The sequence below is a fragment of the Streptomyces sp. NBC_01497 genome (assembly GCF_036250695.1).
Lineage (GTDB): Bacteria > Actinomycetota > Actinomycetes > Streptomycetales > Streptomycetaceae > Streptomyces.
This window is the reverse complement of record NZ_CP109427.1, coordinates 1,725,793-1,747,499: the sequence shown is the minus strand read 5'-3', so window position 1 is coordinate 1,747,499 and position 21,707 is coordinate 1,725,793. Positions and strand designations below refer to the sequence as shown.

Sequence of the window (21,707 nt, the reverse complement as noted above, 5' to 3'; positions counted from 1 at the left end):
GCGCCTTTGACGCGCGGCCATCGCGATGCCTGCCGGGGCACCGTCGGTCCTGGCAGCCCGTTCTCCCCGCGTTCCGGCGGGTGGGCACGCCCGGCGGTTCCGTGTTCCGGGTGTCCCGTCGCCTCGCCCGCCTCGGGGACAGGGCGGCTGCGGCGGGGGCCCGGCACCGGGGCGTGCGGCTCCGGCAGTGTGAACCACACCGCCTTGCCGCCGCCGTCGGTCGGACGGTGGCCGCACTCCGCGCTCAGTGTGCGGAGCAGCAGCAGACCCCTGCCGTCCTCCTGCCACGGATCGGGCATCGTGGCGGGACCGGGCCTGGTCAGGGCACGCGGCGGCGCCGGGTCCGCGTCGTGCACCTCGACATGGCAGCAGCCTGTCGGCAGTAGAGCAACGACCAGTCGTATCGGTTCGTCTCCACGGGTGTGCTCGACCGCGTTGGCCACCAGTTCGGCCGTCAGCAGTTCCGCCGTGTCGGCGTCGGCTCCCCGCTCCAGGTTCGCCAGCGCGGCCCGTACCAGTGCGCGCGCCATGGGCACCGCGGCCGCGGTGTGCGGCAGCGCGATGCGCCAGGGGGAGAGGTGCGGAGTGTCGGGCACGGGAGAAATCCGTTCGAGGACGGTGAGACGTACGGGACCGGCTTTTCTCCACAGAGCAGAGGCAGGGCGGTCCGCCCCTTTCGCCTTCGTGCGGGAGCAAGGCGTCCGACGAGGGATGTGCCCGGTCGGGGCAGGGGCGCGTACGTGCTGTCGTCCACTGGGTCGAATTCTGGTCGCATCCTGGTGCCCGGTCGTCGCACGGATCCGTGCACCGCAGTCGCGATGGGTTGGTCTTGTATGCGTGGGTCAGTGTGGCACACAAGGGGCGCTTGAGGTCAAGACGGACGGCCGCTCGCATCGCGTATCCATGCGGCCCCTGGCGGCCCCGCGCCCCTCACCGTGCGGCGGTGCGGCTCAGACCGCCGGAATGATGCCGCCGTCGACGCGGAACTGAGCCCCGGTGAGCCATTTGGCGCGGCCCGAGGCGAGGAACGCGATCATCTCCGCGACGTCCTCGGGTTCGCCGGGGCGCCCCATCGGCACCTTCAGATGGTCCACGATCTGCCGCTTGATCTCGTCGAGGCCGACGCCCTGACCGTCGGCCATCTGCTGGAGATGGCCGACGGCTCCCTCGGTGACGACGAAGCCGGGCAGAACGCACACCACGCGTACGCCGTGCTCGCCGACCGCCGTCGCCAGTTCGCGGCTGTAGGTGTTGAGTGCCGCCTTCGCCGCCGCGTACGACGCCTCGGCGGGCTGGGGGAGGCGGCTGGCTATGGAGGAGACGTGCACCACGACGCCTGAGCCGCGCTCGACCATCCCGGGAACCAGGACCCGGTCGAGACGGACCGCGCTGAGCAGGTTCATCTCCAGGTCGGCGAGCCAGGAGGCGTCGGAACGTTGCAGGGTCGGCGTCGGTGCGGTCGCGGCCCCGGCGTTGTTGACCAGGACGTCGATGCCTCCCACGCTGTCCAGCACGCGCCGCCCGAGTTCCGCCGCTCCCCGCGCGGAACGGAGGTCGGCGGGAACGAACGTGGCGGGCAGGTCTTCCGGGGGCGCGGTGCGTGAGGCCGTCAGCACGGTGGCGCCGGCTGCGGCGAAGCGACGGGCCGTCGCCTCTCCCAGCCCGCGGCTGCCACCGGTCACCAGCACTCGCAGGCCGTCGAGTCCCTCGTCCTCGATCGTCACGGTCGTACTCCTTCAGTAAGGTGAATCTGACTCCGGAAACTGTACACAAGCGGAGTCTGATTCACCTTATGGAGGTACCGTGCCGTCACCCCGTCCGCTGCGCGCCGACGCGCGCCGCAACCGCGAAGCGCTCCTGGTCGCGGCCCGTGAAGCGTTCCTCGCCGACGACGACGCCCACGTGGAGGAGATCGCCCGTCGAGCGGGCGTCGCGGTCGGCACCCTGTACCGGCACTTCGAGACGCGCGAAGCGCTCGTCGCTGAGGTGTACCGCCAGGAGGTCGCCGAGCTCTGTGCGACCCCCGGCCGCCTGCTCGCGGAGCACGCCCCGGACGAAGCCCTGCGCACCTTCCTGCTGCTGCTCGTGGAGCACGCCGCCGTGAGCAGGGGAATGGGTGAGGCGCTGGAGAGCATCACGGCGACCGATTCGCCGGTCTTCGAGGACACGCGCGACGAGATGGCCCGCGCCCTGGACGAACTGCTGGCCGCGGGTGTCGCGGCCGGCGTGGTCCGCGGGGACGTCGGTGGGCGCGTCGTCCTGCGCGCACTCGGTGGCATCTGCGGGATGCGCGCACAGGGCTGGCAGGACGACGCGGTACGCGTCGCCACGATCCTGTGTGACGGGTTGTGCCACGGCACGGCGGACAACGCCTAGGTCACGACCGCGGCACACCGGTTGAAGCCGCCGGACGCCCTGCTGGGGCCGCCGCTGTTCACCGGTGTGCGCGGAAGAATTCGGTGAGGTCGTGTGCGAGGAGTCCGGGTTCCTCGTGGGCCGCGAAGTGTCCGCCGCGGGGCATGCGGGTGTACCTCGTGAGGTGGTACGTGCGCTCGGCCCAGCTGCGGGGCGGCTGAGCGAGGTCGGCGGGGAACAGGGCCAGGGCGGTGGGCACATCGACCCGCTCGACCTTCCTCGTCAGTCCCTGGGCGTACTCGTAGTAGGGCCGGAAGGAGGTCGAGATGGTGTCGGTGAACCAGTAGAGCGAGGCCTGCGTGAGGAGGAAGTCGTCGCTGAACCGGGAGGACAGCGCGCCCCCGCAGTCGCTCCACGCGCGGTACTTCTCGACGATCCAGGCGAGCAGCCCGGTGGGGGAGTCGGCCAGGGCGTAGCTCAGTGTCAGGGGTCGGGTGCTCTGCTGGTGCAGGTACGCGCCCTCTTGCGCGGACCACCGAGCGACGGAGTCGAGGTACGTCCGCTCCTCGGGGGTGACGCCGGCCTCGTCGTAGGCGACCGGGCTCGCGACGGCCATCAGGTGGATGGCCACCACGGCCTCCGGATGGGTCTCCGCGAGCCGGGAGGTGATGCCGGCGCCCAGGTCGCCCCCGTGCGCGGCGTAGCGCTCGAAGCCGAGTTCGTCGCGCATGAGGCGGTGCCAGATCTCATGGGTCTGCGGTGGCCGCGTGAGGGAGGGCCGCTGAGGTGAGAAGGCGAATCCGGGCAGCGAGGGGACGATGACGGTGAACGCGTCCGCGGCGTCGCCCCCGTAGCGCGAGGGTGTGGCGAGCCGGCGGGCGAGGGTGGTCAGTTCGAGGAAGGAGCTGGGCCACCCGTTGGTCAGGACGATCGGCAGGGCGCCGGGGTGTTCGCCGTCGAAGCGGAGGTAGTGGACGGGGGTTCCGTCGATGTCCGCGAGGTAGGAGGGCAGGGCGTTGATGCCCGCTTCCTGTGCACGCCAGTCGTAGCCCGAGGCCCAGTAGGCGATGAGACGCCGCAGCTCGCCCGGGTCGGTGCCGGCCTCTCGTCCGGAGGTTGGCCAGGGGGTCGGCCAGCGTGTGGCGAGCAGTCGTGAGCGCAGCTCGTTCACCTCGTCGTCACTGACGGCGATCATGGGCGTGTGGTGGGTCATGGGAATCTCCAGGCCTTCGGTTCTCGCATGGCGGGGCTGCGTGCTGAGGCGCGGATCCGGTGTGCGTGCGTCGGCCGGGGGCGCGGCGGTCGACGTCGGCGATCGCAGCGCACCGGGCCATGAGGATCGCGACGGCACGGAGGGCGTGCCCGATGGGGGTCCTCTCGCCCAGGCACCCGATGAGCGGCGGTCCGCCGACGAAGCCGCGGTATCCGATCGAGGTGGCGGCGCTCACCCGGTCGGCGGCACAAGAGGGCCTCGTCGGGCCCGGCGCTCGCACTGATCCGGCCGTCACCTCGTGGGGTGGCGGCGCGATCTGACGGTGGTGGGAGCCGCGTTCACGTTCCAGGACGGCCGGTCGGCCCGAGCATCCGGACGAGGGTGTCCCGCGTCGTCTCGCGCGACTCCGGCACGGTCGTGAGCAGGGCGTGCATGATCATTCCTTCGAGCAGGGCATCCAGGTCGGCGGCGCGGTCCGGGCCGGTGAAACGTGCCAGAACGGCGCGGCTGTCCTGCGTCCACGCCCGCGTAAGGGCTCGCAGCCGGGGGCTGCGGAGCGCCGCCAGGTGCAGCTCGAAGCCGAGGACCGCACCGCGGTGCCGGGAGGGGCCCGTGTCGACGAGGCCGACCAGGGTCTCGACGAACTGCTCCTGCGTTCCCACGTCGTGGAACAGGTCCTTGAACGCCGCGGACTGCAGCTCGACGTGCCGGGCGAACGCCTGCGCCAGGAGATCGGTCAGGCCGGTGAAGTGGTAGGTGATCGACCCGAGTGGGACACCGGCCCGGGCGGCGATGTGCCGATGGGTCGTCCCGGCCACCCCGTGCTCCACGATCACATCGAGGGTGGCGTCCAGGATGTGCGTCTTGCGGCCGGGGTCGTGGCGACGGGTCCTGCGCGGCCCGCCGTCCGTCGCGGCGGAGGCCCGGCTCCCCGTGCCGACCGTTTCCCCGGCCGTTTCGCCTTCGGGAGGAGGGTCCGCCTGCGGGTCGATGCGCGTCATGCGTACAAATGTACAAGCCGTAAGAACAGATGTACACATACGCATCCGACGTCGGGAGTCGGGGCGGCGCGCACCCGGTGCCTGCCGCGCCCGCTCTGACGCACTCCTTCGGCGCTTGCCGTTCTCCTCGGGCGCGGCTGTTCGCGCCGCGCCCTTGTCCCCTGTCGCCCATCCCCTATCGCCCATCCGTCCGGTGGGTCCCACGCGTGGCACGGTCATGGCTTCGCACCCGCAGGCCCCCCGGTGGACGCGGTGGGACGAGGCCGCGGCCGGTTCGGCCGAAGCGCCTCGGCCCGGACGCCGGCAGGGCGTCGTCTCCCGGCCGGTCGTCGTGCGGAGGCCGGCGGAGCGTCCGCAGCCGGCGTGCGCAGGCGGTGCGCTGGAGGAGCGCGAGTCCCGCGACCGCCGTTCCCATGGCGACCCATCCGGCCGGTCCCGCGACCATCACCACGCTGGTCAGCAGGGGCGGACCGACGGACTTCTGAATGGACTGGGACATCCCCGCGACCCCCAGGTACTCGGCGCGGGCGTCCTCGGGGGCGAGCAGCACCGCCAGTTCCCACGAGCTGACCGAACGCATCAGTTCCGCGGCGGTGGCAAGGAACGCCGCGGCCAGCAGCGCCGCGCCGGCCACCAGGTTTCCGCCCCCGGGAGCCGCCGCCACGACGACGCAGCATCCGAACGTCGTGCATCCGTACGCCAGTACCGCTCGGGTGGCTCCGCGCGGGCCCGCGTATCTCGCGGACACGTTCATCTGCAGGAGGACGACCATCGCGGTGTTCATGATCAGGAACGCGGGAACGAGAGCATGCGGTGCCGTCGTCCGGTTCACGAGCCACAAGGGCAGCCCCACGCCGATGACGCTGTCGTCCAGGTTCATCGGGATGTCGAGCAGCACGAACAGCAGGTAGCCGCGGTCCCGCCACGGGCTCGTGTGCCGAACGCCCGGCGGATTCTCGCGAGGGGAGGCCGGCCTGCCCGTCTCCGGGCGGGACCGGCTCGCCACGACGCCCGCCGCACCCCGTCTGTGCGTGCGTGACACCAGTGCGGCGGCGATGGCGAACGAGAGTGCGTCGCCGCAGATCAGGGCCTGATAGGCGCCATGCGATCCCACGGCGAGGCCGACGGCCGCGACACCCGCGCCGAGCCCGAACCCGGCGTTGCCCGCGCTGCGGGCCAAGGCCTGGTAGGTGGAGCGCCGTTCACCGGCGGCCCGGGTCGCGAACAGCATCTCCAGCGTCTTCGCGGACCGGTCGCCCAGGCAGGTGACGGCGACCACCGGGAGCAGCGCGTCAAAACCGGTGCACAGCAGCACGAGCGTGAGGGTCGCCAGGCGGAGCAGGTGGCAGCCGATCAGCAGGGAGCGTACGGGGAGCCGGGCGGCCGCCATGCCGGCGAGAGGCGAGCCGGCGATGCCCGCGACGCCGCCGACTCCCAGGAGGAGGCCGACCTGCGGGGTGCTGAGATGGGCCACGAATGTGAAGTAGAGGACCGAGGACGACGTCCACAGTCCCGAACCGGCTCGGTCCGCACCGATGGCTGTCAGCATGATCCGCGCGTCGCGTCCGCCCGGTGGCTCGCTCCATCGCGCTCGCAGTCCGCTGTTCCGGTCTCTCACCGCAGCACCGACCTCCCCCTGGTTGTCGCTCCGCCGCCCCGGCGGCCCGCGGGGAGCCAGGGTGTCGCCCTTTCGTCTTGATGTCAAGATACTTGATATCAACATAGTTTGGGCTCGCGGCCCGGCCGCGACTCGTCCGGTGGCCGCCACCGCCCCGAGGAGTGGAGCTGTGTGCGTCCCGCCACCGGAAGTGCTTGCGCGCGCCACGGCACGTCGGCGCGTCCCCGTCCCCGTCGCTGTCGCGTAACGCGGATCGCGTAACGCGGATCGCGTATCGCGTACTCGTGACGGAGGTCACGAACCGGTGATACCGTGCACGGTATCCGCCGAAGGAGGCTCCATGAGCCCGTTCACCGGCTCCACGCCCCGCACCGAGACCTGGCGCCATCTGCGGCTGACCCGGCAGGACGGCGTCGCGACCGTCACCCTCGCCCGGCCCGAGAAGCTCAACGCCCTCACCTTCGGCGCCTACGCCGACCTGCGCGACCTGCTCGCCGAGCTGTCCCGGGAGCGTTCCGTGCGCGCGCTGGTGCTGGCGGGGGAGGGCCGGGGCTTCTGCTCGGGCGGTGACGTCGACGAGATCATCGGCGCGACGCTCGCTCTCGACACCGCCGAGCTGCTCGACTTCAACCGGATGACGGGACAGGTCGTCCGGGCCCTGCGCGAATGCCCCTTCCCGGTCGTGGCCGCCGTGCACGGCGTGGCCGCCGGCGCGGGCGCGGTCCTCGCGCTCGCCGCCGACTTCCGGATCGCGGACCCCTCGGCCCGCTTCTCCTTCCTCTTCACCCGTGTCGGTCTCTCCGGCGGCGACATGGGTGCCGCCTACCTGCTGCCGCGCGTCGTCGGCCTCGGCCACGCCACCCGGCTGCTGATGCTGGGGGAGCCGGTACGGGCCGCCGAGGCCGAACGCATCGGGCTGATCAGCGAACTGACGGACGAGGGGTACGCCGACGAGCGCGCCGCCGCCCTCGCCCGCCACCTCGCCGAGGGACCGGCCCTCGCCTACGCGCAGACGAAGGCGCTGCTCACCGCCGAACTCGACATGCCGCTCGCCGCGGCCGTCGAAATGGACGCGAGCACCCAGGCACTCCTGATGAACAGCGCGGACTACGCGGAGTTCCACGCCGCCTTCACCGGCCGCCGCGACGCCGACTGGCAGGGGCGGTGACGGCATGGGCACGCTGACGGCACCGGGAGGGGTGCCCCGATGACGGCCACCGCCCCTCGCGCCCGCCACTCCGGGACCGAGGCCGGAACGGTCGCCCCGGACCCCGCTCCCGACTCCGGCGCCGGGACCGTCGCCCCGGGCCCCGGCTCCGCAACCGCGGCCCCCCACGCAGCCGACGTCGGCTCAGGTCCGCGCGTGGCGGTTCCGGCCGGCAACGGCAACTCGGGCCCGGGACCCGGTTCCGCCTCCGCCCGACGCGTCGCCGTGATCGGCGGCGGCCCCGGCGGCCTCTACGCCGCCGCCCTGCTCGCCCGCCTCGACCCCACCCGCGAGATCACGGTCTGGGAGCGGGGGGCGCCCGACGCCACCTTCGGTTTCGGCGTCGTGCTCTCCGACGAGACGCTCGGCGGGATCGAGCACGCGGACCCCGTCGTGTACGCCGCGCTCAGCGACGCCTTCGTACGCTGGGACGACATCGACATCACGCACCGGGGCGCCACCCTCACCTCCGGCGGGCACGGCTTCGCGGCCCTCGACCGGCGCCGGCTGCTGGCGATCCTCCAGGAGCGCTGCGCGGATCTCGGGGTGAGGCTCCGGTTCCGTACGACCGCGCCCCCCGCCGCCGAACTGGCCTCGGAGTACGACCTGGTGATCGCGGCGGACGGGGCGGGCAGCGCCACCCGGGCCGCCCACGCGGACGTGTTCGGGCCGCAGGTCACCCCGCACCGCAACCGCTACATCTGGCTCGCCGCCGACTTCGCGTTCGACGCGTTCCGGTTCGACATCGCCGAGACCGAGTACGGCGTGATGCAGCTGCACGGCTACCCGTACGCCCGCCCCCGTGAGGAGAGCGCCGGCCCCGGCGGCCCGGCGGGGGCCAGCACCGTCATCGTGGAGATGCGCGAGGAGGTCTGGCGGGCCGCCGGGTTCGACCGCCTCGGCGAACGGGAGTCGGCCGAGCGGTGCGCGAAGGTGTTCACCGGTGCCCTGGGCGGCCGGCCGCTGCGCTCCAACGCGTCCGCGTGGACCGCGTTTCGTACGGTCGTCAACGAGCGCTGGAGCAACGGCCGGATCGTCCTGCTGGGCGACGCCGCCCACACCGCGCACTTCTCCATCGGCTCCGGCACGAAACTCGCCGTCGAGGACGCGCTCGCCCTCGCCGCCTGTGTCGAGGAGCAGCGGGACCTGCCCGCCGCGCTCGCCGCCTACGAGGCGGAGCGCCGGCCCGTCGTCGCCTCGACGCAGCGTGCGGCGGCGGCCAGCCTGCGCTGGTTCGAGCAGCTCGCCACGTACACCGCCCAGCCCCCGCGCCGCTTCGCGTTCGGCCTGCTCACCCGCAGCCGCCGCGTCACCCACGACAACCTCCGGCTGCGCGATCCGGGATTCGTGCACACCGTCGAGGACGAGTTCGGCTGCCCGCCGGGCACGCCGCCGATGTTCACCCCGTTCCGGCTCGGCGGCATCGAACTGCGCAACCGCGTCGTGGTCTCCGCCATGGACATGTACCGCGCGCGGGACGGTGTCCCCGGCGACTTCCACCTCGTGCACCTCGGTGCCCGCGCACTCGGCGGCGCCGGGCTCGTGATGACCGAGATGGTGTGCGTGAGCCCCGAGGGCCGTATCACCCCCGGCTGCACCGGCCTCTACACCGACGAGCAGGCCGGGGCCTGGCGCCGGATCACCGACTTCGTGCACGCCGAGTCGCCGGGCACCGCACTCGGCGTCCAGCTCGGCCACGCGGGCCGCAAGGGCTCGACCCGGCTCATGTGGGAGGGCATGGACGAGCCGCTGCCGGCCGGCAACTGGCCGCTGGCCGCCGCTTCCCCCCTCCCCTACCGGCCCGGTGTCAGCCAGGTCCCGGCCGAGCTGGACGAGGACGGGCTCGCCACCCTCCGGGACCGGTTCGCGGACGCCGCGCGCCGCGCGGCCGACGCCGGGTTCGACGTCCTCGAACTCCACTGCGCGCACGGCTACCTGCTGTCGGGCTTCCTGTCCCCGCTCACCAACCGGCGCACCGACCGCTACGGCGGTGGCCTCGACGGCCGGCTGTGCTATCCGCTGGAGGTCTTCGACGCCGTGCGCGCCGCCTGGCCCGCCGACCGCCCGCTGACCGTCCGCGTCTCCGCGACCGACTGGGCACCCGGCGGCACGGGAGCCGAGGACGCCGTAGCGATCGCCGGGGCCTTCGCCGAACACGGCGCCGCCGCGATCGACGTGTCCACCGGCCAGGTCGTCGCCGACGAGAAGCCGGAGTTCGGCCGCTCGTACCAGACCCCGTACGCCGACCTGATCCGTAACACCCTGGACGTCCCGGTGATCACCGTCGGTGCGATCTCCTCCTGGGACGACGTCAACTCCCTGCTGCTGGCGGGCCGGGCCGACCTGTGCGCACTGGCCAGGCCCCACCTGTACGACCCGCACTGGACGCTGCACGCCGCCGCCGAACAGGGGTACGCGGGGCCCGGGGCACCCTGGCCCGCGCCGTACGCGGCGGGCAGCCGCAGGCCACCGGGCGGGCGGGAGAGCGAGCCGAGGCCGCGCCTCGGTCCGCTGCGGGCCGCCGGCGGGGCGCGGCCCGCGCCACCGGTTCCCCGCGGCGCCCGCGCGCGGAGCTGAGCCGCGCTCACTGCCCCTCGCGCAGCCGGAAGCGCTGGAGTTTGCCGGTGGGGGTGCGGGGGAGGGCGTCCAGGAAGAGGACCGCCCGGGGCGTCTTGTACGGCACGAGCCGGGCCCGGACGAAGGCGCGGAGCGCGTCCGCTGTCCCCTCGTCCCGCGCGACACCCGCCCGCAGGACGACGTACGCGGTGACGATCTCGCCGCGCCGCTCGTCGGCGCGGCCCACCACCGCGGCCTCGGTGACGTCGGGGTGGGCGAGCAGCGCGTCCTCGACCTCGGGTCCCGGAACGTTGTAACCCGCCGAGATGATCATGTCGTCGGCGCGTGCCACGTACCGGAAGTAGCCGTCGGCCTCACGCACGTAGGTGTCCCCGGTGAGATTCCAGCCGCCGCGTACGTACTCCCGCTGCCGGGGATCCGCGAGGTAGCGGCAGCCCACCGGGCCGCGCACCGCGAGCAGCCCCGGCTCGCCGTCCGGCACCTGCGCCCCGGCGGCGTCCACGACGCGCGCCTGCCAGCCGGGCACCGGCAGCCCCGTGGTGCCGGGACGTGCCGCGTCGTCGGCCGCCGACAGGAAGATGTGCAGCAGTTCTGTCGCGCCGATGCCGTTGACGATCCGCAGCCCGGTCCTCTCGTGCCAGGCGTGCCAGGTCGCGGCGGGCAGGTTCTCGCCGGCCGAGACGCAGCGGCGCAGCGAGCCGATGTCGTACGCGTCGGGGTGTGCCGCCAGTTCGTCGAGCATCGCCCGGTACGCGGTCGGCGCGGTGAACAGCACCGACACCCGGTGCCGTGTGACGGCGGCGAGCAACTGGCGGGGATGCGCCTCCTCCAGCAGCAGGGAGGACGCGCCCGCCCGCAGCGGGAAGACCACCAGGCCGCCCAGCCCGAAGGTGAAGCCGAGCGGGGGACTGCCCGCGAAGACGTCGTCCGGCTCCGGGCGCAGCACGTGGCGCGAGAAGGTGTCGGCGATCGCGAGGACGTCCCGGTGGAAGTGCATGCAGCCCTTGGGGTGGCCGGTGGTGCCGGAGGTGAAGGCGATCAGCGCGACATCGTCGGCGGCCGTGTCCACCGCCGCGTAGGGCTCGGCCGGCGCGGCGGCGGCCAGCGTCATCAGGTCCTCGGGCCCGGCACCGCCGTACGGGGTGATCCGCAGCCCCGGCACGGCGGCCTCGGCCAGCGCGTCCAGGCACCGGACGTCGCACAGGGCGTGCGAGACGCGTGCGATCCCGCAGAGCGTCGCCAGCTCCCCGGCCCGGTGCTGGGGGAGCACGGTCACGGCCACCGCGCCCGCCTTCATGACGGCGAGCCAGCAGGCCGCGAGTTCGGGGCTGGTGGGGCCGCGCAGCAGTACCCGGTTGCCGGGGACGACGCCGAGGCGGTCGGTCAGCGTGTGCGCGAGCGCGTCGACGTGCTCGCGCAGCCGTCCGTACGACCAGACCTCGCCGGTCCCGGAGCGGAACGCGGGCCGGTCCGGGCCGAGTCGCCGCGCTGTCCGGTCCAGCAGTTCCGCTCCGCAGTTGAGCCGCGCGGGCCCGGGCGGAGCGGCTCGGTCCGGGGCCGTCGCATCGGGCGCGGCGAGGAGCAGTTCGGGCCACTGGTCGGCGGGCGGCAGCCCGTCACGGGTGAAGGTGTCGGTGTGCGCGGAGGGAGTCAGCGGCATGGTTCACCCCTCGTGGTCGTGGGGTAGCCCACCGAGCGTATCGTGAAGATGACGACAGTCAACGGTCCGCGATATATGCGCGGGAAGTGGGGTCCGGATGTCCGTATTCTCGCTCGATCCGGTACAGAGGGCGCGGTGCGAGGAGGTGCGCGCGCTGGCCGCCGACCGGCTCGGTCCTCTCGCCGAACGCGGCACTCCCGGCCACGTCAACCGGCCGCTGGTCGCCGAACTCGGAGCGCTCGGCCTGCTGGGCCAGGTCTTCGGCGCGAGCGCGCTCGACCTGTGCCTGCTGCGCGAATCGCTCGCGTACGCCTGTACGGAGGCGGAGACCGCCCTCGCCCTGCAGGGGCTCGGTGCGGCGGCGATCGCCCAGGCCGGCACCGAGCGGCAGCGCGAGCGGTGGCTGCCCGAGGTCGCGGCGGGCCGCGCGGTCGCGGCCTTCGCGCTGAGCGAGCCGGGCGCCGGTTCCGATGCCGCCGCGCTCGCGCTCACGGCGGACTCCGACCCGGGCGATCACGGCGCCTGGCGCCTCACCGGAGAGAAGCAGTGGATCTCCAACGCGCCGGAGGCGGACTTCTACACGGTCTTCGCCCGCACCGGGCAGGAGCGCGGCGCACGGGGCATCACGGCCTTCCTCGTCCCCGCGGGGCGGCCGGGACTGACCGGGGAACACATCGAGATGCTGTCGCCCCACCCCATCGGCGCGCTCGCCTTCGAGGGTGTCCCCGTCACCCGCGACGATGTGCTCGGCGAGGTCGGCGGCGGCTTCCGCGTCGCCATGAACGCGCTCAACCTCTTCCGTCCGAGCGTCGGCGCCTTCGCCGTCGGCATGGCGAGCGCCGCGCTGGACGCCACGCTCGCCCACACCGCGAAGCGCACCGCGTTCGGCGGGCCCCTGAAGGATCTGCAGGCCGTGTCCCACCAGGTCGCCGAGATGGCCACCCGCACCGAGGCGGCCCGGCTGATGGTCTACGCGGCGGCGTCCGCGTACGACGCGGGTTCGCCGCACGTGCCGCGGACCTCGGCCATGGCGAAGCTGTTCGCCACCGAGACCGCGCAGTACGTCGTCGACGCGGCGGTACAACTGCACGGCGCCCGCGCGCTCCGGCGCGGGCATCTGCTCGAACACCTCTACCGTGAGGTGCGCGCGCCCCGCATCTATGAGGGTGCGAGCGAGGTCCAGCGCACCGTCATCGCCAAGGAGTTGTACGCATGAGCCTGGAGCGGATCAATCCCGAGGCCCTCTCCCCGGCCACCGGCTTCTCGCACGCCGTGACGGCGAAGGGCGGCACGCTGGTCTTCCTCGCGGGGCAGACCGCCCTGGACGCCGGCGGCGCGATCGTCGGCGCGACGCTGACGGAGCAGTTCGAGACGGCCCTGACCAACCTCCTCGACGCGCTGGCCGCAGCGGGCGGTGCCCCTGCCGACCTCGCACGCGTCACCGTGTACGCGACCGACGTGGCGGACTACCGCGTCAGGTCGGCCGAGCTCGGCCGGGTCTGGCGGCGGCTCGCGGGCCGTGACTACCCGGCGATGGCGGTGATCGGCGTCGTCAGGCTCTGGGACGAGCAGGCGCTCGTGGAGCTCGACGGCTTCGCCGTACTGCCCTGATCCCGTACTGCCCTGACCCGATCCGCCCTGACCCCGATGCGCCGTGGCCCGTACTCCCCTGATCCCGAACCGCCCGGATTCCGAACGGTGGTGATCTCGTACCGCGCCGGCTCCGTACCGCGCCGTCTCCGTACGGCGCCGCTTCCGTACGGCGCCGCCTCCGTACCGCGCCGGCTCCGTGCCGCGCGGAGTCCGGCGGGAGTTCCCGGCGCAGTCAGCGCAGCAGGACGCCGAAGACCAGGTCGAAGAACGGCCTGAAGGCCTTGGCGGAGCGCTCCGTACGGGACGAGATCAGCGTCCCCTCCCACGCGTTCAGCAGGAACCGCGCGGTCGTCGCCGGGTCGAGCGCCACGTCGAGAAGGCCCGCGGCCCGCGCCTGCGCGAGGGCCGTGGTGAGCGCCTCGGACCAGCGTTCCAGACTGACACGGACGGCTTCCCTGATCGTGTCGCTGTGGTCGGCGATGTCCGTGGCGAACGTCCCGATCAGGCAGCCGCGGGAGAACCCCAGGTCGAGGTGTTCGTCGCGCAGGAACTCGAAGTGCTCCCGCAGTCGCACCAGGGGGTCCACCGACGCGTCGGTCAGGGCGTCGAGGCCGCGGCCCGTGCCGTAGCGCTCCAGTGCCACGACCGCGAGCGCCTCTTTTGAGGGGAAGTGGTTGTAGAACGATCCCTTGGGCGCCCCGGCGGCGTCGGTGATGTCCTTCACCCCCGCGCCGTTGTACCCGTACGTGTGGAACTGCTGGACCGCGGCCACCACCAGTTCCTCGCGCAGACCTCGCCTGGCCATGTGGTGACCTCCCGGTCCTGACGGTGATGTGAACAAGACGACCAATCGTCTGCTCCGGCCGAGGATATCCGAAGAGACCAGTGACATGGCGTACAGCGGATGCGCTTGACGGCTTTTAAGACGACCGGTCATTATGAGCGCGGCGCTGCTACCGGACGGGCGCACACAGAGCGCGTCCGCGGACCCGTGGGCGCACAGACGAGAGGGGCGTCCCATGGCCGACGGCTACCGAGCGGTCCAGGTGAGCGGAGCGCGGAACTTCCGGCTGGTGGAGCGCGAACTGCGGGAGCCGGGCTTCGGCCACGTACGGATCAGGGTCGAGGCGTGCGGTGTGTGCCACACCGACGTCCTGGGCGTCGAGGGGCTGCGCGCCGACCCGTCGGCCCCGGTCGTGCCGGGCCACGAGGTCGTCGGCGTCATCGACGCGGTCGGCCCTGGCGTGCACGCCTGGGAGATCGGCGAGCGGGTCGGGGTCGGTTTTCTGTACGGCCACTGCGGGGAGTGCGAGCGCTGCCGGCGCGGGGACTTCGTCAACTGCCTCTACCAGCCGCAGACCGGCAGCGACATCGACGGCGGTTACGCCGAATCCATGATCGCCAAGGCCGCCGGCCTGGTACGGATCCCCGACGGCATCTCCGCCGTCGAGGCGGCTCCGCTGCTGTGCGCGGGCCTCACCACCTTCATGGGCCTGAGCGGCATCAAGGCCGCGCCCGGCGAACTGGTCGCGGTGCAGGGCATCGGAGGCCTCGGCCACCTGGCGCTGCAGTACGCGAGCAGGCTCGGCTACGAGGTCGCGGCCATCGCGCGCGGCACCGGGAAGGAGGAGCTGGCACGCAAGCTCGGCGCCGACCACTACATCGACAGCGAGAGTGAGGACCCCGGCCGGGCGCTCGCCGCGCTGGGGGGCGCGGCGGGGGTGATCGCCACGGCGACCACCGGCGCCTCCATGTCGCCGCTCGTGCCGGGGCTCAAGCAGCACGGCACGCTCATGGTGCTGGGGGCGGCCCAGGACCCGGTCCTCGTCCAGGCCACCGACCTGATCTTCGGGGCCCGTACCGTCAGGGGACGGCTGACCGGTACGTCCGCCGACAACGAGGACAACCTGCGCTTCAGCCTGCGCCGCGGGGTCCGCTCGATGAACGAGGTCGTACCGCTGTCCGAGGCCCCGGCCGCCTACGAGCGCATGCTGTCGGGCAAGGCGCGCTTCCGCGTCGTGCTGGACGCCACGGCCTGACGGGCGGGGTGGCTCCTGGGCAGGGGCAGGGGCAGGGGCAGGGGCAGGGGCCGGGAGCCGGGTCCGCCGGCCGCGGGCCGACCGCGGGCGGGTTCGGGCGGGCTCGGCGGCCGCCCGGGCCGGCTCCGGGTCAGCCGCGCGCCGCGAGAAGGCGTACGCGTACCTCAGGGACACGGTGGTCGCCGACCCCGCCATGCTCGGCCGTCTCGTCAACGAGCAGGCGGTCGCGGACCGTATCGGCGTCTCCCGCACGCCCATCAGGGAGGCCCTGCTCCTGCTCGCCGCCGAGGATCCCGTCCAGCACATCCCCAAGAAGGGGGCCTATGTGGCCCCGCTGTCGGGGCGCGAGGTCTCCGAACTGATGGATCTGCGCTCGCTGCTGGAGTCGCACGCGGCCCGCGTGGTCCTGGGGGAGGGCAGGGCGCCCCTCGCGGAGATGCGGCGGCTCGTCGAGGAGCAGGCGCGGGTCGGCGGCCCGGGCCAGGCCGCCCGTTTCATCGAACGGGACCACCACTTCCGCATGGCCCTCGTCCGCACGGCCGGCGACTCCATGCTGACCAGGACGTACGAGGGGCTGCGCGCCCGTCAGGTGCGCTGCGGCATCACGGCCGTCTTCCGGACCTCCGGGCGGCAGGAGTCGGTCATGAAGGAGCACCGTGCGATCGCCGACGCGCTCGACGCGGGGCGGCCCGACGCCGTGGCCGAGGCGATCCACGCGCATCTGGAGGCCACGCGCGCGGTGCTGCTCGCCTCGGAGCCGGGTGGCGAGGAGTAACCCCGGCGTCAGCGGGGCGGGTAGCGGGTCTCCAGCATGACGCAGCCGGTGCGTGTGCGGTAAGGACCGTGCGGCATGCCGGGCGGCCGGGAGGCGAAGTGACCCGCGCCGAAGGTCCGTCCGAGTGTCAGGTCCTCCAACTCGCCCTCCAGCAGGTACACCTCCTCGTAGTACGCGTGCCGGATGACGCCTGCCGCCGTGGTGTCGAGTCCGGGCGCCCAGCGCGCGAGCCGGGTCAGCTCCGCGCCGCTTTCCCCGTCGGACAGCATCCGTTCGGTGACGCCGGGGGAGCCTTCGGCGGGGGACCAGTCGAGCGTCGACGCGTCGTAGAACTCGTGCTCGTCCTTCATGGGTGGCGGCTCCTCGGCGGGCGGGGGACTGCGGGCCGCCGCCACTGTGCCACGCACCGCGGGCGGTCGGGGCCGCCGCCCCCGGCCGTCCTTTCACCCGCTGCCGCCATTCTCCTATGCCGGATAGCTATGTAACATAGCTGATGTGGACGATCACGAGGTGCGCCGGTTCCGCACGCAGATGAAGCTCCTCCAGCGGCGACTGCGCAGCGAAGCGCGCCCGGTGTACGGCGTGTCCAGGACGGCGTCCCAGGTCATCGCAGCCGTCGTCCGGCTGCGCGGAGCCACGGGACCCCGCCGGATCGCCGACGAGCTCCAGATGACCAGCTCGAACGTCGCCGCCGCGCTGCGCGAGCTGGAGGCGGCCGGATACGTCGTGCGGCGCAAGGACTCCACCGACGCCCGCCGGGTGTCGGTGCTCGTCACCGACCTCGGCCGCTCCGTGGTGGCCCACGTCCACAGCGAGCGGGACACCTGGCTCGGCCGCGCGATGGAGACGCTCCTCGACGAGGACGAACGGCGCCTCCTGTTCGCCGCCGGCGAGCTCATGGAGCGCGTCGCCGACTTCGAACGGGCCGTCGGCGCCGGTCGTGAGGCGGAGGCGGAAGGCGAACCGGAGACGGCGGCAACCGAAGCGGAAGCGGGCCCCGCCGTCCGGGGCATCTCATGACGGCACCGACGACACCGGGTCGTACGGCGCCGGAGGGCGGACGGCTCGACCGGATGCTGTCCTCGCTCTCGGTGCGCAACTACCGCCTGTACTTCTGGGGTTACTCCATCTCGGTCGTGGGGACCTGGATGCAGACCCTCGCGCTGGCCCTGCTGGTGCTGCGGCTCAGCGGCAGTGGCAGCGACCTGGGTATCGCCACCGGGGCCCGGTTCCTGCCGTTCGTGGTGGTGGGGCCCTTCGCGGGGCTCGTCGCCGACCGCTACGACAAGCGCCGGCTGCTGTACCTCACCCAGTCGTCCTCGGCCGGGATCGCCGTCCTCTTCGCCGTCCTGACCGCCCTGCACGCCATCGACGTCCCCCTGGTGATCGTGCTCTCCCTGGCGCTCGGGATGCTGACGGTCTTCGACAACCCGGCGCGGCAGAGCCTCATCCCGGAGCTGGTCCCGCGCGAGCGGATGACCAACGCCGTGACGCTCAACTCCGTGTCCGTGAACATGGCGCGCGTCCTGGGCTCCGCGGTCGGCGGCGGCCTCGTCGCCGCGGTGGGGCTGACGGCCTGCTTCGCCCTGAACGCGGTGTCGTTCGTCGCGGTGATCGTCAGCCTGGCGATGATGCGGACAGCCGAGATGAACACGGTCGACCGGCCGCCGCGGCAGAAGGGCCAGGTCCGGGCCGGGCTGCGCTACGTGCGCCGGACGCCCGCACTGCTGCTGCCACTGGTGATGCTGACCGTCACCGGCATGCTCGCCTACGAGTTCCCCGTCACACTGCCGCTGGTGGCGCGCGGCGCCCTGCACGGCGGAGCCGGGACGTACGGGGCCATGGCGGCGATGATGGCCCTGGGCGCGGTCGTCGGGGGCCTGTCCATCGCGGGGCGTGGCAACCGGCAGCGTTCCGGGGCGCTGGCCGTGGCGGGCATCGGGTGGGGTGTCGCCATCCTTGCCGCAGCCCTCGCCCCGTCCCTGGCCTGGGAACTCGCGGTGCTGCCCTTCGTCGGCTACGGCGCCATCGCCTTCAACTCGCTGTCCAAGACGGCCATGCAACTGGCCTCCCTCCCGTCGATGCGGGGCAGGGTGATGGCGCTGTGGTCGATGGCCTGGGGCGGCACGACGGTGATCGGCGGCCCGCTGGTCGGCTGGGTGGGGCAGGAGTTCGGCAGCCGCTGGTCCCTTGTCGTGGGCGGGGCGCCGAGCGTGCTCCTCGGGCTGCTGATGCTCCCCGCGCTGCGCCGCAGCGACCGCGACGGACGGGCCGACGAGGACGCCTCGACGCCCGTCCCGGGGTCCCCGGGCCCCGCCTCCTGAGCCGGCGGAACCGGGCGTGCCGCTCTTCGGGACGAGGGGCTCCGGACGGCGGCCCGGTCACCCGTCGGATGTCACGGGCGCGAGCCAGAGGCCGGTGATCGCGTCGACGAGTCCGCTCGCGTACGCGTGCCAGCCGGTCCTTGCGGTGCGGGTGCCCTCGGCCAGGGCCCGCTCGCGTTCGGCGATCGTGTGCACCATCAGATGCCGGGCCATGTCGGCGCGCTCCATCCGCACGGCCGGCGGCAGATCGGGCAGACACCGGTTGAGCCCGTCCAGTGTCCGCTGGATCGACGGCCCGAACGCCTCGTCGATCATGAGTTCGCGCAGGACGGGGTCGGTCATCAACTGGGCGCCGAAGCGCGCGTACCAGGTGGGGCTGCCCAACTCGGCCAGATGCTCGGCGCCCGGGCGCACGAGGCACGCCACCCAGTCCCGTACGGAGTCGGAGCCGCCGGTCCGCGCCAGCATGTCCTCGCGCAGCGCGTCGATCCGTTCGCCGTGCTTGCGGACGATGGCCCGCAGCAGGTCCGTCTTCGTACCGAAGTGGTAGCCGACCGCGGCGTTGTTGCCCTGTCCAGCCGCTTCGCTGATCCGGCGGTTCGACACGGCGAACACACCGTGTTCCGCGAAGAGCCTCTCGGCCACGGTGAGGATCACGTCCGCCGTCCCGCCGGCCCGCTCGGTCGGAGCCCTGCCCGCCGCGTTCACCGCCGCACCGGGACTTCGCGCAGTCGCGCCGTGCCGCACGCCACCGTCGTCCGCCCGGGCCGTACGGCCCGGGGTCTGGATTCGGGTTCGACGGCCACGCTGACGTGACGGCGGATCCCGGGCCCGCGATCCGCCTCGAAGAGTCCGGCCCGGCGCGCGCGCCGCTCCGGCGCACCGGCCCCCGGCGGCCGGCAGGCCATCGGCTCGACGTGGTCGCTCCGGCGCATCGCGCTCTCCCTTCGGCCCCCGAGGTCGCTGTTCAGTGAATGCGGGGGCCCCGCCCAAGTCAAGCAGCTGACTTATAAGAAACGCGCACCGGGTGACCCGCTCCTGCCGAGGGAGTGGACGGGGTCATCGGACGCGGCACCATCGCGGCCCCCCGGTTGATGTGTCCCGGGAGGCCGGCAACATGTCCGCCGGTGTTCCGAGGCCGCACACCGCACGGTCGGGAGCGAACCGGGAGCCGAACGCCCCGACCGACCACGACAGCCGGCAGCCGGCGCCGGCACCGGCAACCCCAGCCCACGGCGGGGGATCGTGAGGGTGCCGGCGGCCGGGGTCCGGGCGCCGACGCGTATCGGCAGCCCGGGTGAAGGGGGAGGCTGACGGCCCGGGGGTCAGCTGTTGAGGAGGCGGCCCGCCTGGGCGAGGATCTGCTCGGGGTCGTCGACCGCGGGGTAGATCCACATCGTGTTGATGTTCTGCTTCATGGTCTTGGCCTCGGCTCCGGTGGCCACGACGGTGCGCTCCCACCCGGTGGTGAGGACGGCGCCGGCGGTTCCGAGGTCCAGGGCATTGCTGTAGGGGTCGGAGACGAACGCCAGGGGGGCGGTGCCCAGGAGTTCGGCCGCCACGTTGTGTCCGGCGCACTTGCCCATCGGCTGCGCGTGCTGGCAGCTCTGGATCGTCCGGTGCCCCTCTTCCGCCGGTCCCACCGCGGTGTCGCCGGCCGCGTACACGTCCGGGACCCCGATCACGCGCATGTGCGCGTCGACGTTCAGCCGCCCCAGCCGGTCGTGCTCCCCGGGGATCTGGGCGGTGAGGGGACTCGCGGCCATGCCGGCGGTCCAGATGACGGTGGCCGTCGGGATGATCTCGCCGTCCGAGAGGACGACCTGCTCCGGGCTCGCGGATGCCACCGTGAGGCCCAGGCGCCGTTCGATCTTGAGCTCGTCGACGGCGCTGTCGATCTGCGCGCGGGGCCCAGGGCCGAGCTCAGGACCGAGAACGTCGGCGCGGTCGACGAGGACGACCCGCACGTCCTCGGCGGCGCCCCCCGCCTCGGCGATCGCGCGCAGCCGTTCCCCCATGACGGTGGCGATCTCCAGACCGGTGAAGCCGGCACCCACGACGACGGCCGTGTACCTGCCGCCGGTGGGCTCGCGCCGGGGCAGCCGCCGCAGGTGGTGGTCGAGAGCGGCCGCCGCGGACAGTGTGTCGATGTCGAAGACGTCCTCCGCGCCGGGGAAGACGGGGCGTACCAGCCGGCTGCCCGCGGCCAGTACGAGCTTGTCGTAGGAGATGGTCAGCTCCACTCCTTCGCGGCCGACGGCGCGGACCGTACGGGCTTCGGTGTCGATGCCGGTCACGGTAGCCGTGTGGCGGCGGACACCGATCGGGCCGAGGACGCGGTCCAACGGCACACGCATGGTCTCCGGGTCGTCCTCGTACAGACGGGGACGGATGACCAGGTCGTCGCCGCCGCTGACGAGGGTCACCCGCAGCTCCTCGCCGCCATGGCCGGCCGCGCGGGCCGCGCGCACCGCTCCGGCGGCGCTCCACACGCCGGCGAAACCGCCGCCGATAACCAGGATGTCCTTCATTTTTTCTCCCTCTGTTGACGGTACGTGCGGCCGTCGCGGCCGGGGCGAGGCATGCTCGCGGCGCCCCGGCTCTCCGCTCTGCGGCAGGAATGTCACGCGTCGGACTCCTGCGGCCGCGATTCTGGACATTACATATCCTGGATATCCAGTGTCAAGATTTATCCGAGTCGCACCGAGTCGCACCGGCGGCCCATCGGAGGTCCGACCAAGGCCCGGCGGAGGTCCGAGGGAGAGGGCAGGCGGGCGGTGGGTGCGGGGCGCGGGCGCCGGGGCGGCGGAAGGTTCCGGCCGGCTCCGCACATCGGGTTCCAGGACATGTAATGTCCGTATTATGCGAATGGCCAAGGGGGTCGAGTGGGCCCTCCACACACTGCTCAACCTGGACATGGTCGGTGGCGGACCCGTGGGAAGCGGTCAGCTCGCCCGGGCCCACGGGCTGCCGGCCCCGTATCTGAACAAGCAGTTGCAGCAGCTCTCCCGCGCAGGGCTCCTCACCTCCACGCCCGGCCCGCGGGGAGGATTCAGCCTGGCGAAGCCCCTCGCCGACATCACCCTCCTCGACGTGGTCGAGGCCATCGAGGGCGACACGCAGACCTTCCAGTGCGCCGAGATCCGCTGCTGCGGCACGATCGGGGAGCTCTCGCCGCCCCCTACCGGTATGTGCCCGGTCAACAAGGCCATGCGCGGTGCGGAGCAGGCATGGCGTGACGCCCTGGCCGCTCGGACGCTCGCGGAGATCCGCGCGGAGCTGGACCTTTATCCCCCGACCCGGGACATCATCCGGGCCGCACTCGGCTGAGGGCGAGGGCGAGGG

19 protein-coding genes and 2 pseudogenes are annotated in these 21,707 nt (G+C 73.0%); 11 read left to right on the top strand and 10 right to left on the bottom strand.

The genetic code is table 11. The features are described 5' to 3' along the window. Positions 1-158 precede the first annotated feature (158 nt). Both OG310_RS07460 and OG310_RS07455 read right to left on the bottom strand, forming a co-directional pair. Positions 159-605, bottom strand: a pseudogene (locus OG310_RS07460) (ATP-binding protein); the annotation flags it as partial. Positions 606-950: 345 nt separating this feature from the next. Further along, positions 951-1,724: an oxidoreductase gene (locus OG310_RS07455; protein WP_329455082.1), complete on the bottom strand. Its 774-nt coding sequence runs from the start codon at positions 1,722-1,724 to the stop codon at positions 951-953. 79 nt (positions 1,725-1,803) lie between these two features. Here OG310_RS07455 and OG310_RS07450 point away from each other — a divergent pair, with 79 nt between their 5' ends. Continuing rightward, entirely contained in the window at positions 1,804-2,376 is a 573-nt protein-coding gene (locus OG310_RS07450; RefSeq protein WP_329455081.1) for a TetR/AcrR family transcriptional regulator, read from the top strand. Between the two features lie 58 nt (positions 2,377-2,434). On the opposite strand, the gene OG310_RS07445 is transcribed toward OG310_RS07450, so the two are convergent. From OG310_RS07445 to OG310_RS07435, 3 genes are all read right to left on the bottom strand, one after another. Continuing rightward, complete coding sequence (locus OG310_RS07445; protein ID WP_329455080.1) at positions 2,435-3,568, bottom strand: epoxide hydrolase family protein; 1,134 nt, start codon at positions 3,566-3,568, stop codon at positions 2,435-2,437. A 338-nt stretch (positions 3,569-3,906) separates the two neighbouring features. Next, complete coding sequence (locus OG310_RS07440; RefSeq protein WP_329455079.1) at positions 3,907-4,569, bottom strand: TetR/AcrR family transcriptional regulator; 663 nt, start codon at positions 4,567-4,569, stop codon at positions 3,907-3,909. Between the two features lie 175 nt (positions 4,570-4,744). After that, a complete protein-coding gene (locus tag OG310_RS07435) occupies positions 4,745-6,118 on the bottom strand; it encodes an MFS transporter (protein ID WP_329455078.1) in 1,374 nt (457 codons plus the stop codon). A 409-nt stretch (positions 6,119-6,527) separates the two neighbouring features. Here OG310_RS07435 and OG310_RS07430 point away from each other — a divergent pair, with 409 nt between their 5' ends. Together OG310_RS07430 and OG310_RS07425 are read left to right on the top strand one after the other, a co-directional pair. After that, positions 6,528-7,355: an enoyl-CoA hydratase family protein gene (locus OG310_RS07430; protein ID WP_329455077.1), complete on the top strand. Its 828-nt coding sequence runs from the start codon at positions 6,528-6,530 to the stop codon at positions 7,353-7,355. 39 nt (positions 7,356-7,394) lie between these two features. Then, positions 7,395-9,971: a bifunctional salicylyl-CoA 5-hydroxylase/oxidoreductase gene (locus tag OG310_RS07425; RefSeq protein WP_443078571.1), complete on the top strand. Its 2,577-nt coding sequence runs from the start codon at positions 7,395-7,397 to the stop codon at positions 9,969-9,971. A gap of 7 nt (positions 9,972-9,978) precedes the next feature. On the opposite strand, the gene OG310_RS07420 is transcribed toward OG310_RS07425, so the two are convergent. Beyond that, entirely contained in the window at positions 9,979-11,631 is a 1,653-nt protein-coding gene (locus OG310_RS07420) for an AMP-binding protein (RefSeq protein ID WP_329455075.1), read from the bottom strand. Between the two features lie 97 nt (positions 11,632-11,728). Between OG310_RS07420 and OG310_RS07415 the strand changes: the two genes are divergently transcribed. Beyond that, positions 11,729-12,847, top strand: coding sequence for an acyl-CoA dehydrogenase family protein (locus OG310_RS07415; protein ID WP_329455074.1), 1,119 nt, complete (start codon positions 11,729-11,731; stop codon positions 12,845-12,847). Continuing rightward, entirely contained in the window at positions 12,844-13,242 is a 399-nt protein-coding gene (locus OG310_RS07410; protein WP_329455073.1) for a RidA family protein, read from the top strand. Before OG310_RS07415 ends, OG310_RS07410 begins: the two co-directional genes overlap by 4 nt. Before the next feature lie 214 nt (positions 13,243-13,456). Here OG310_RS07410 and OG310_RS07405 read toward each other — a convergent pair whose 3' ends face one another. Further along, the gene (locus tag OG310_RS07405) at positions 13,457-14,029 is read right to left on the bottom strand and encodes a TetR/AcrR family transcriptional regulator (protein WP_329455072.1); all 573 of its coding nucleotides are present in this window, start codon (positions 14,027-14,029) and stop codon (positions 13,457-13,459) included. Positions 14,030-14,243: 214 nt separating this feature from the next. On the opposite strand from OG310_RS07405, the gene OG310_RS07400 reads away from it, so the two are divergent. The 3 genes and pseudogenes from OG310_RS07400 (at position 14,244) to OG310_RS07390 (ending at position 16,038) form a co-directional block, all read left to right on the top strand. Next, the gene (locus tag OG310_RS07400) at positions 14,244-15,263 is read left to right on the top strand and encodes an alcohol dehydrogenase catalytic domain-containing protein (protein ID WP_329455071.1); all 1,020 of its coding nucleotides are present in this window, start codon (positions 14,244-14,246) and stop codon (positions 15,261-15,263) included. Between the two features lie 157 nt (positions 15,264-15,420). Next, positions 15,421-15,579: pseudogene (locus tag OG310_RS07395) on the top strand (GntR family transcriptional regulator); the annotation flags it as partial. A gap of 45 nt (positions 15,580-15,624) precedes the next feature. Continuing rightward, positions 15,625-16,038, top strand: coding sequence for an FCD domain-containing protein (locus tag OG310_RS07390; protein WP_329460066.1), 414 nt, complete (start codon positions 15,625-15,627; stop codon positions 16,036-16,038). Between the two features lie 8 nt (positions 16,039-16,046). On the opposite strand, the gene OG310_RS07385 is transcribed toward OG310_RS07390, so the two are convergent. Continuing rightward, the gene (locus tag OG310_RS07385; protein ID WP_329455070.1) at positions 16,047-16,388 is read right to left on the bottom strand and encodes a cupin domain-containing protein; all 342 of its coding nucleotides are present in this window, start codon (positions 16,386-16,388) and stop codon (positions 16,047-16,049) included. A gap of 145 nt (positions 16,389-16,533) precedes the next feature. Between OG310_RS07385 and OG310_RS07380 the strand changes: the two genes are divergently transcribed. Together OG310_RS07380 and OG310_RS07375 are read left to right on the top strand one after the other, a co-directional pair. Next, on the top strand, positions 16,534-17,058 hold the full coding sequence (locus OG310_RS07380; protein WP_329455069.1) for a MarR family winged helix-turn-helix transcriptional regulator: 525 nt from the start codon (positions 16,534-16,536) through the stop codon (positions 17,056-17,058). After that, a complete protein-coding gene (locus OG310_RS07375) occupies positions 17,055-18,362 on the top strand; it encodes an MFS transporter (protein WP_329455068.1) in 1,308 nt (435 codons plus the stop codon). The genes OG310_RS07380 and OG310_RS07375 overlap by 4 nt, the downstream gene beginning before the upstream one ends. Positions 18,363-18,419: 57 nt before the next feature. Here OG310_RS07375 and OG310_RS07370 read toward each other — a convergent pair whose 3' ends face one another. Both OG310_RS07370 and OG310_RS07365 read right to left on the bottom strand, forming a co-directional pair. After that, positions 18,420-19,016: a TetR/AcrR family transcriptional regulator gene (locus tag OG310_RS07370; protein ID WP_443078829.1), complete on the bottom strand. Its 597-nt coding sequence runs from the start codon at positions 19,014-19,016 to the stop codon at positions 18,420-18,422. Positions 19,017-19,687: 671 nt separating this feature from the next. Next, positions 19,688-20,893: an NAD(P)/FAD-dependent oxidoreductase gene (locus OG310_RS07365; protein WP_329455066.1), complete on the bottom strand. Its 1,206-nt coding sequence runs from the start codon at positions 20,891-20,893 to the stop codon at positions 19,688-19,690. A 331-nt stretch (positions 20,894-21,224) separates the two neighbouring features. Between OG310_RS07365 and OG310_RS07360 the strand changes: the two genes are divergently transcribed. Beyond that, the gene (locus OG310_RS07360) at positions 21,225-21,692 is read left to right on the top strand and encodes an RrF2 family transcriptional regulator (protein WP_329455065.1); all 468 of its coding nucleotides are present in this window, start codon (positions 21,225-21,227) and stop codon (positions 21,690-21,692) included. Positions 21,693-21,707: the final 15 nt, after the last annotated feature.

Coding starts and splice junctions, on each gene's coding strand:
- OG310_RS07375 (WP_329455068.1), top strand. CDS start 17,055: ATGACGGCACCGACGACACCGGGTCGTACGGCGCCGGAGGGCGGACGG.
- OG310_RS07390 (WP_329460066.1), top strand. CDS start 15,625: ATGGATCTGCGCTCGCTGCTGGAGTCGCACGCGGCCCGCGTGGTCCTG.
- OG310_RS07385 (WP_329455070.1), bottom strand. CDS start 16,388: ATGAAGGACGAGCACGAGTTCTACGACGCGTCGACGCTCGACTGGTCC.
- OG310_RS07440 (WP_329455079.1), bottom strand. CDS start 4,569: ATGACGCGCATCGACCCGCAGGCGGACCCTCCTCCCGAAGGCGAAACG.
- OG310_RS07400 (WP_329455071.1), top strand. CDS start 14,244: ATGGCCGACGGCTACCGAGCGGTCCAGGTGAGCGGAGCGCGGAACTTC.
- OG310_RS07360 (WP_329455065.1), top strand. CDS start 21,225: ATGCGAATGGCCAAGGGGGTCGAGTGGGCCCTCCACACACTGCTCAAC.
- OG310_RS07435 (WP_329455078.1), bottom strand. CDS start 6,118: ATGCTGACAGCCATCGGTGCGGACCGAGCCGGTTCGGGACTGTGGACG.
- OG310_RS07430 (WP_329455077.1), top strand. CDS start 6,528: ATGAGCCCGTTCACCGGCTCCACGCCCCGCACCGAGACCTGGCGCCAT.
- OG310_RS07365 (WP_329455066.1), bottom strand. CDS start 20,893: ATGAAGGACATCCTGGTTATCGGCGGCGGTTTCGCCGGCGTGTGGAGC.
- OG310_RS07420 (WP_329455075.1), bottom strand. CDS start 11,631: ATGCCGCTGACTCCCTCCGCGCACACCGACACCTTCACCCGTGACGGG.
- OG310_RS07415 (WP_329455074.1), top strand. CDS start 11,729: ATGTCCGTATTCTCGCTCGATCCGGTACAGAGGGCGCGGTGCGAGGAG.
- OG310_RS07410 (WP_329455073.1), top strand. CDS start 12,844: ATGAGCCTGGAGCGGATCAATCCCGAGGCCCTCTCCCCGGCCACCGGC.
- OG310_RS07445 (WP_329455080.1), bottom strand. CDS start 3,568: ATGACCCACCACACGCCCATGATCGCCGTCAGTGACGACGAGGTGAAC.
- OG310_RS07425 (WP_443078571.1), top strand. CDS start 7,395: ATGACGGCCACCGCCCCTCGCGCCCGCCACTCCGGGACCGAGGCCGGA.
- OG310_RS07405 (WP_329455072.1), bottom strand. CDS start 14,029: ATGGCCAGGCGAGGTCTGCGCGAGGAACTGGTGGTGGCCGCGGTCCAG.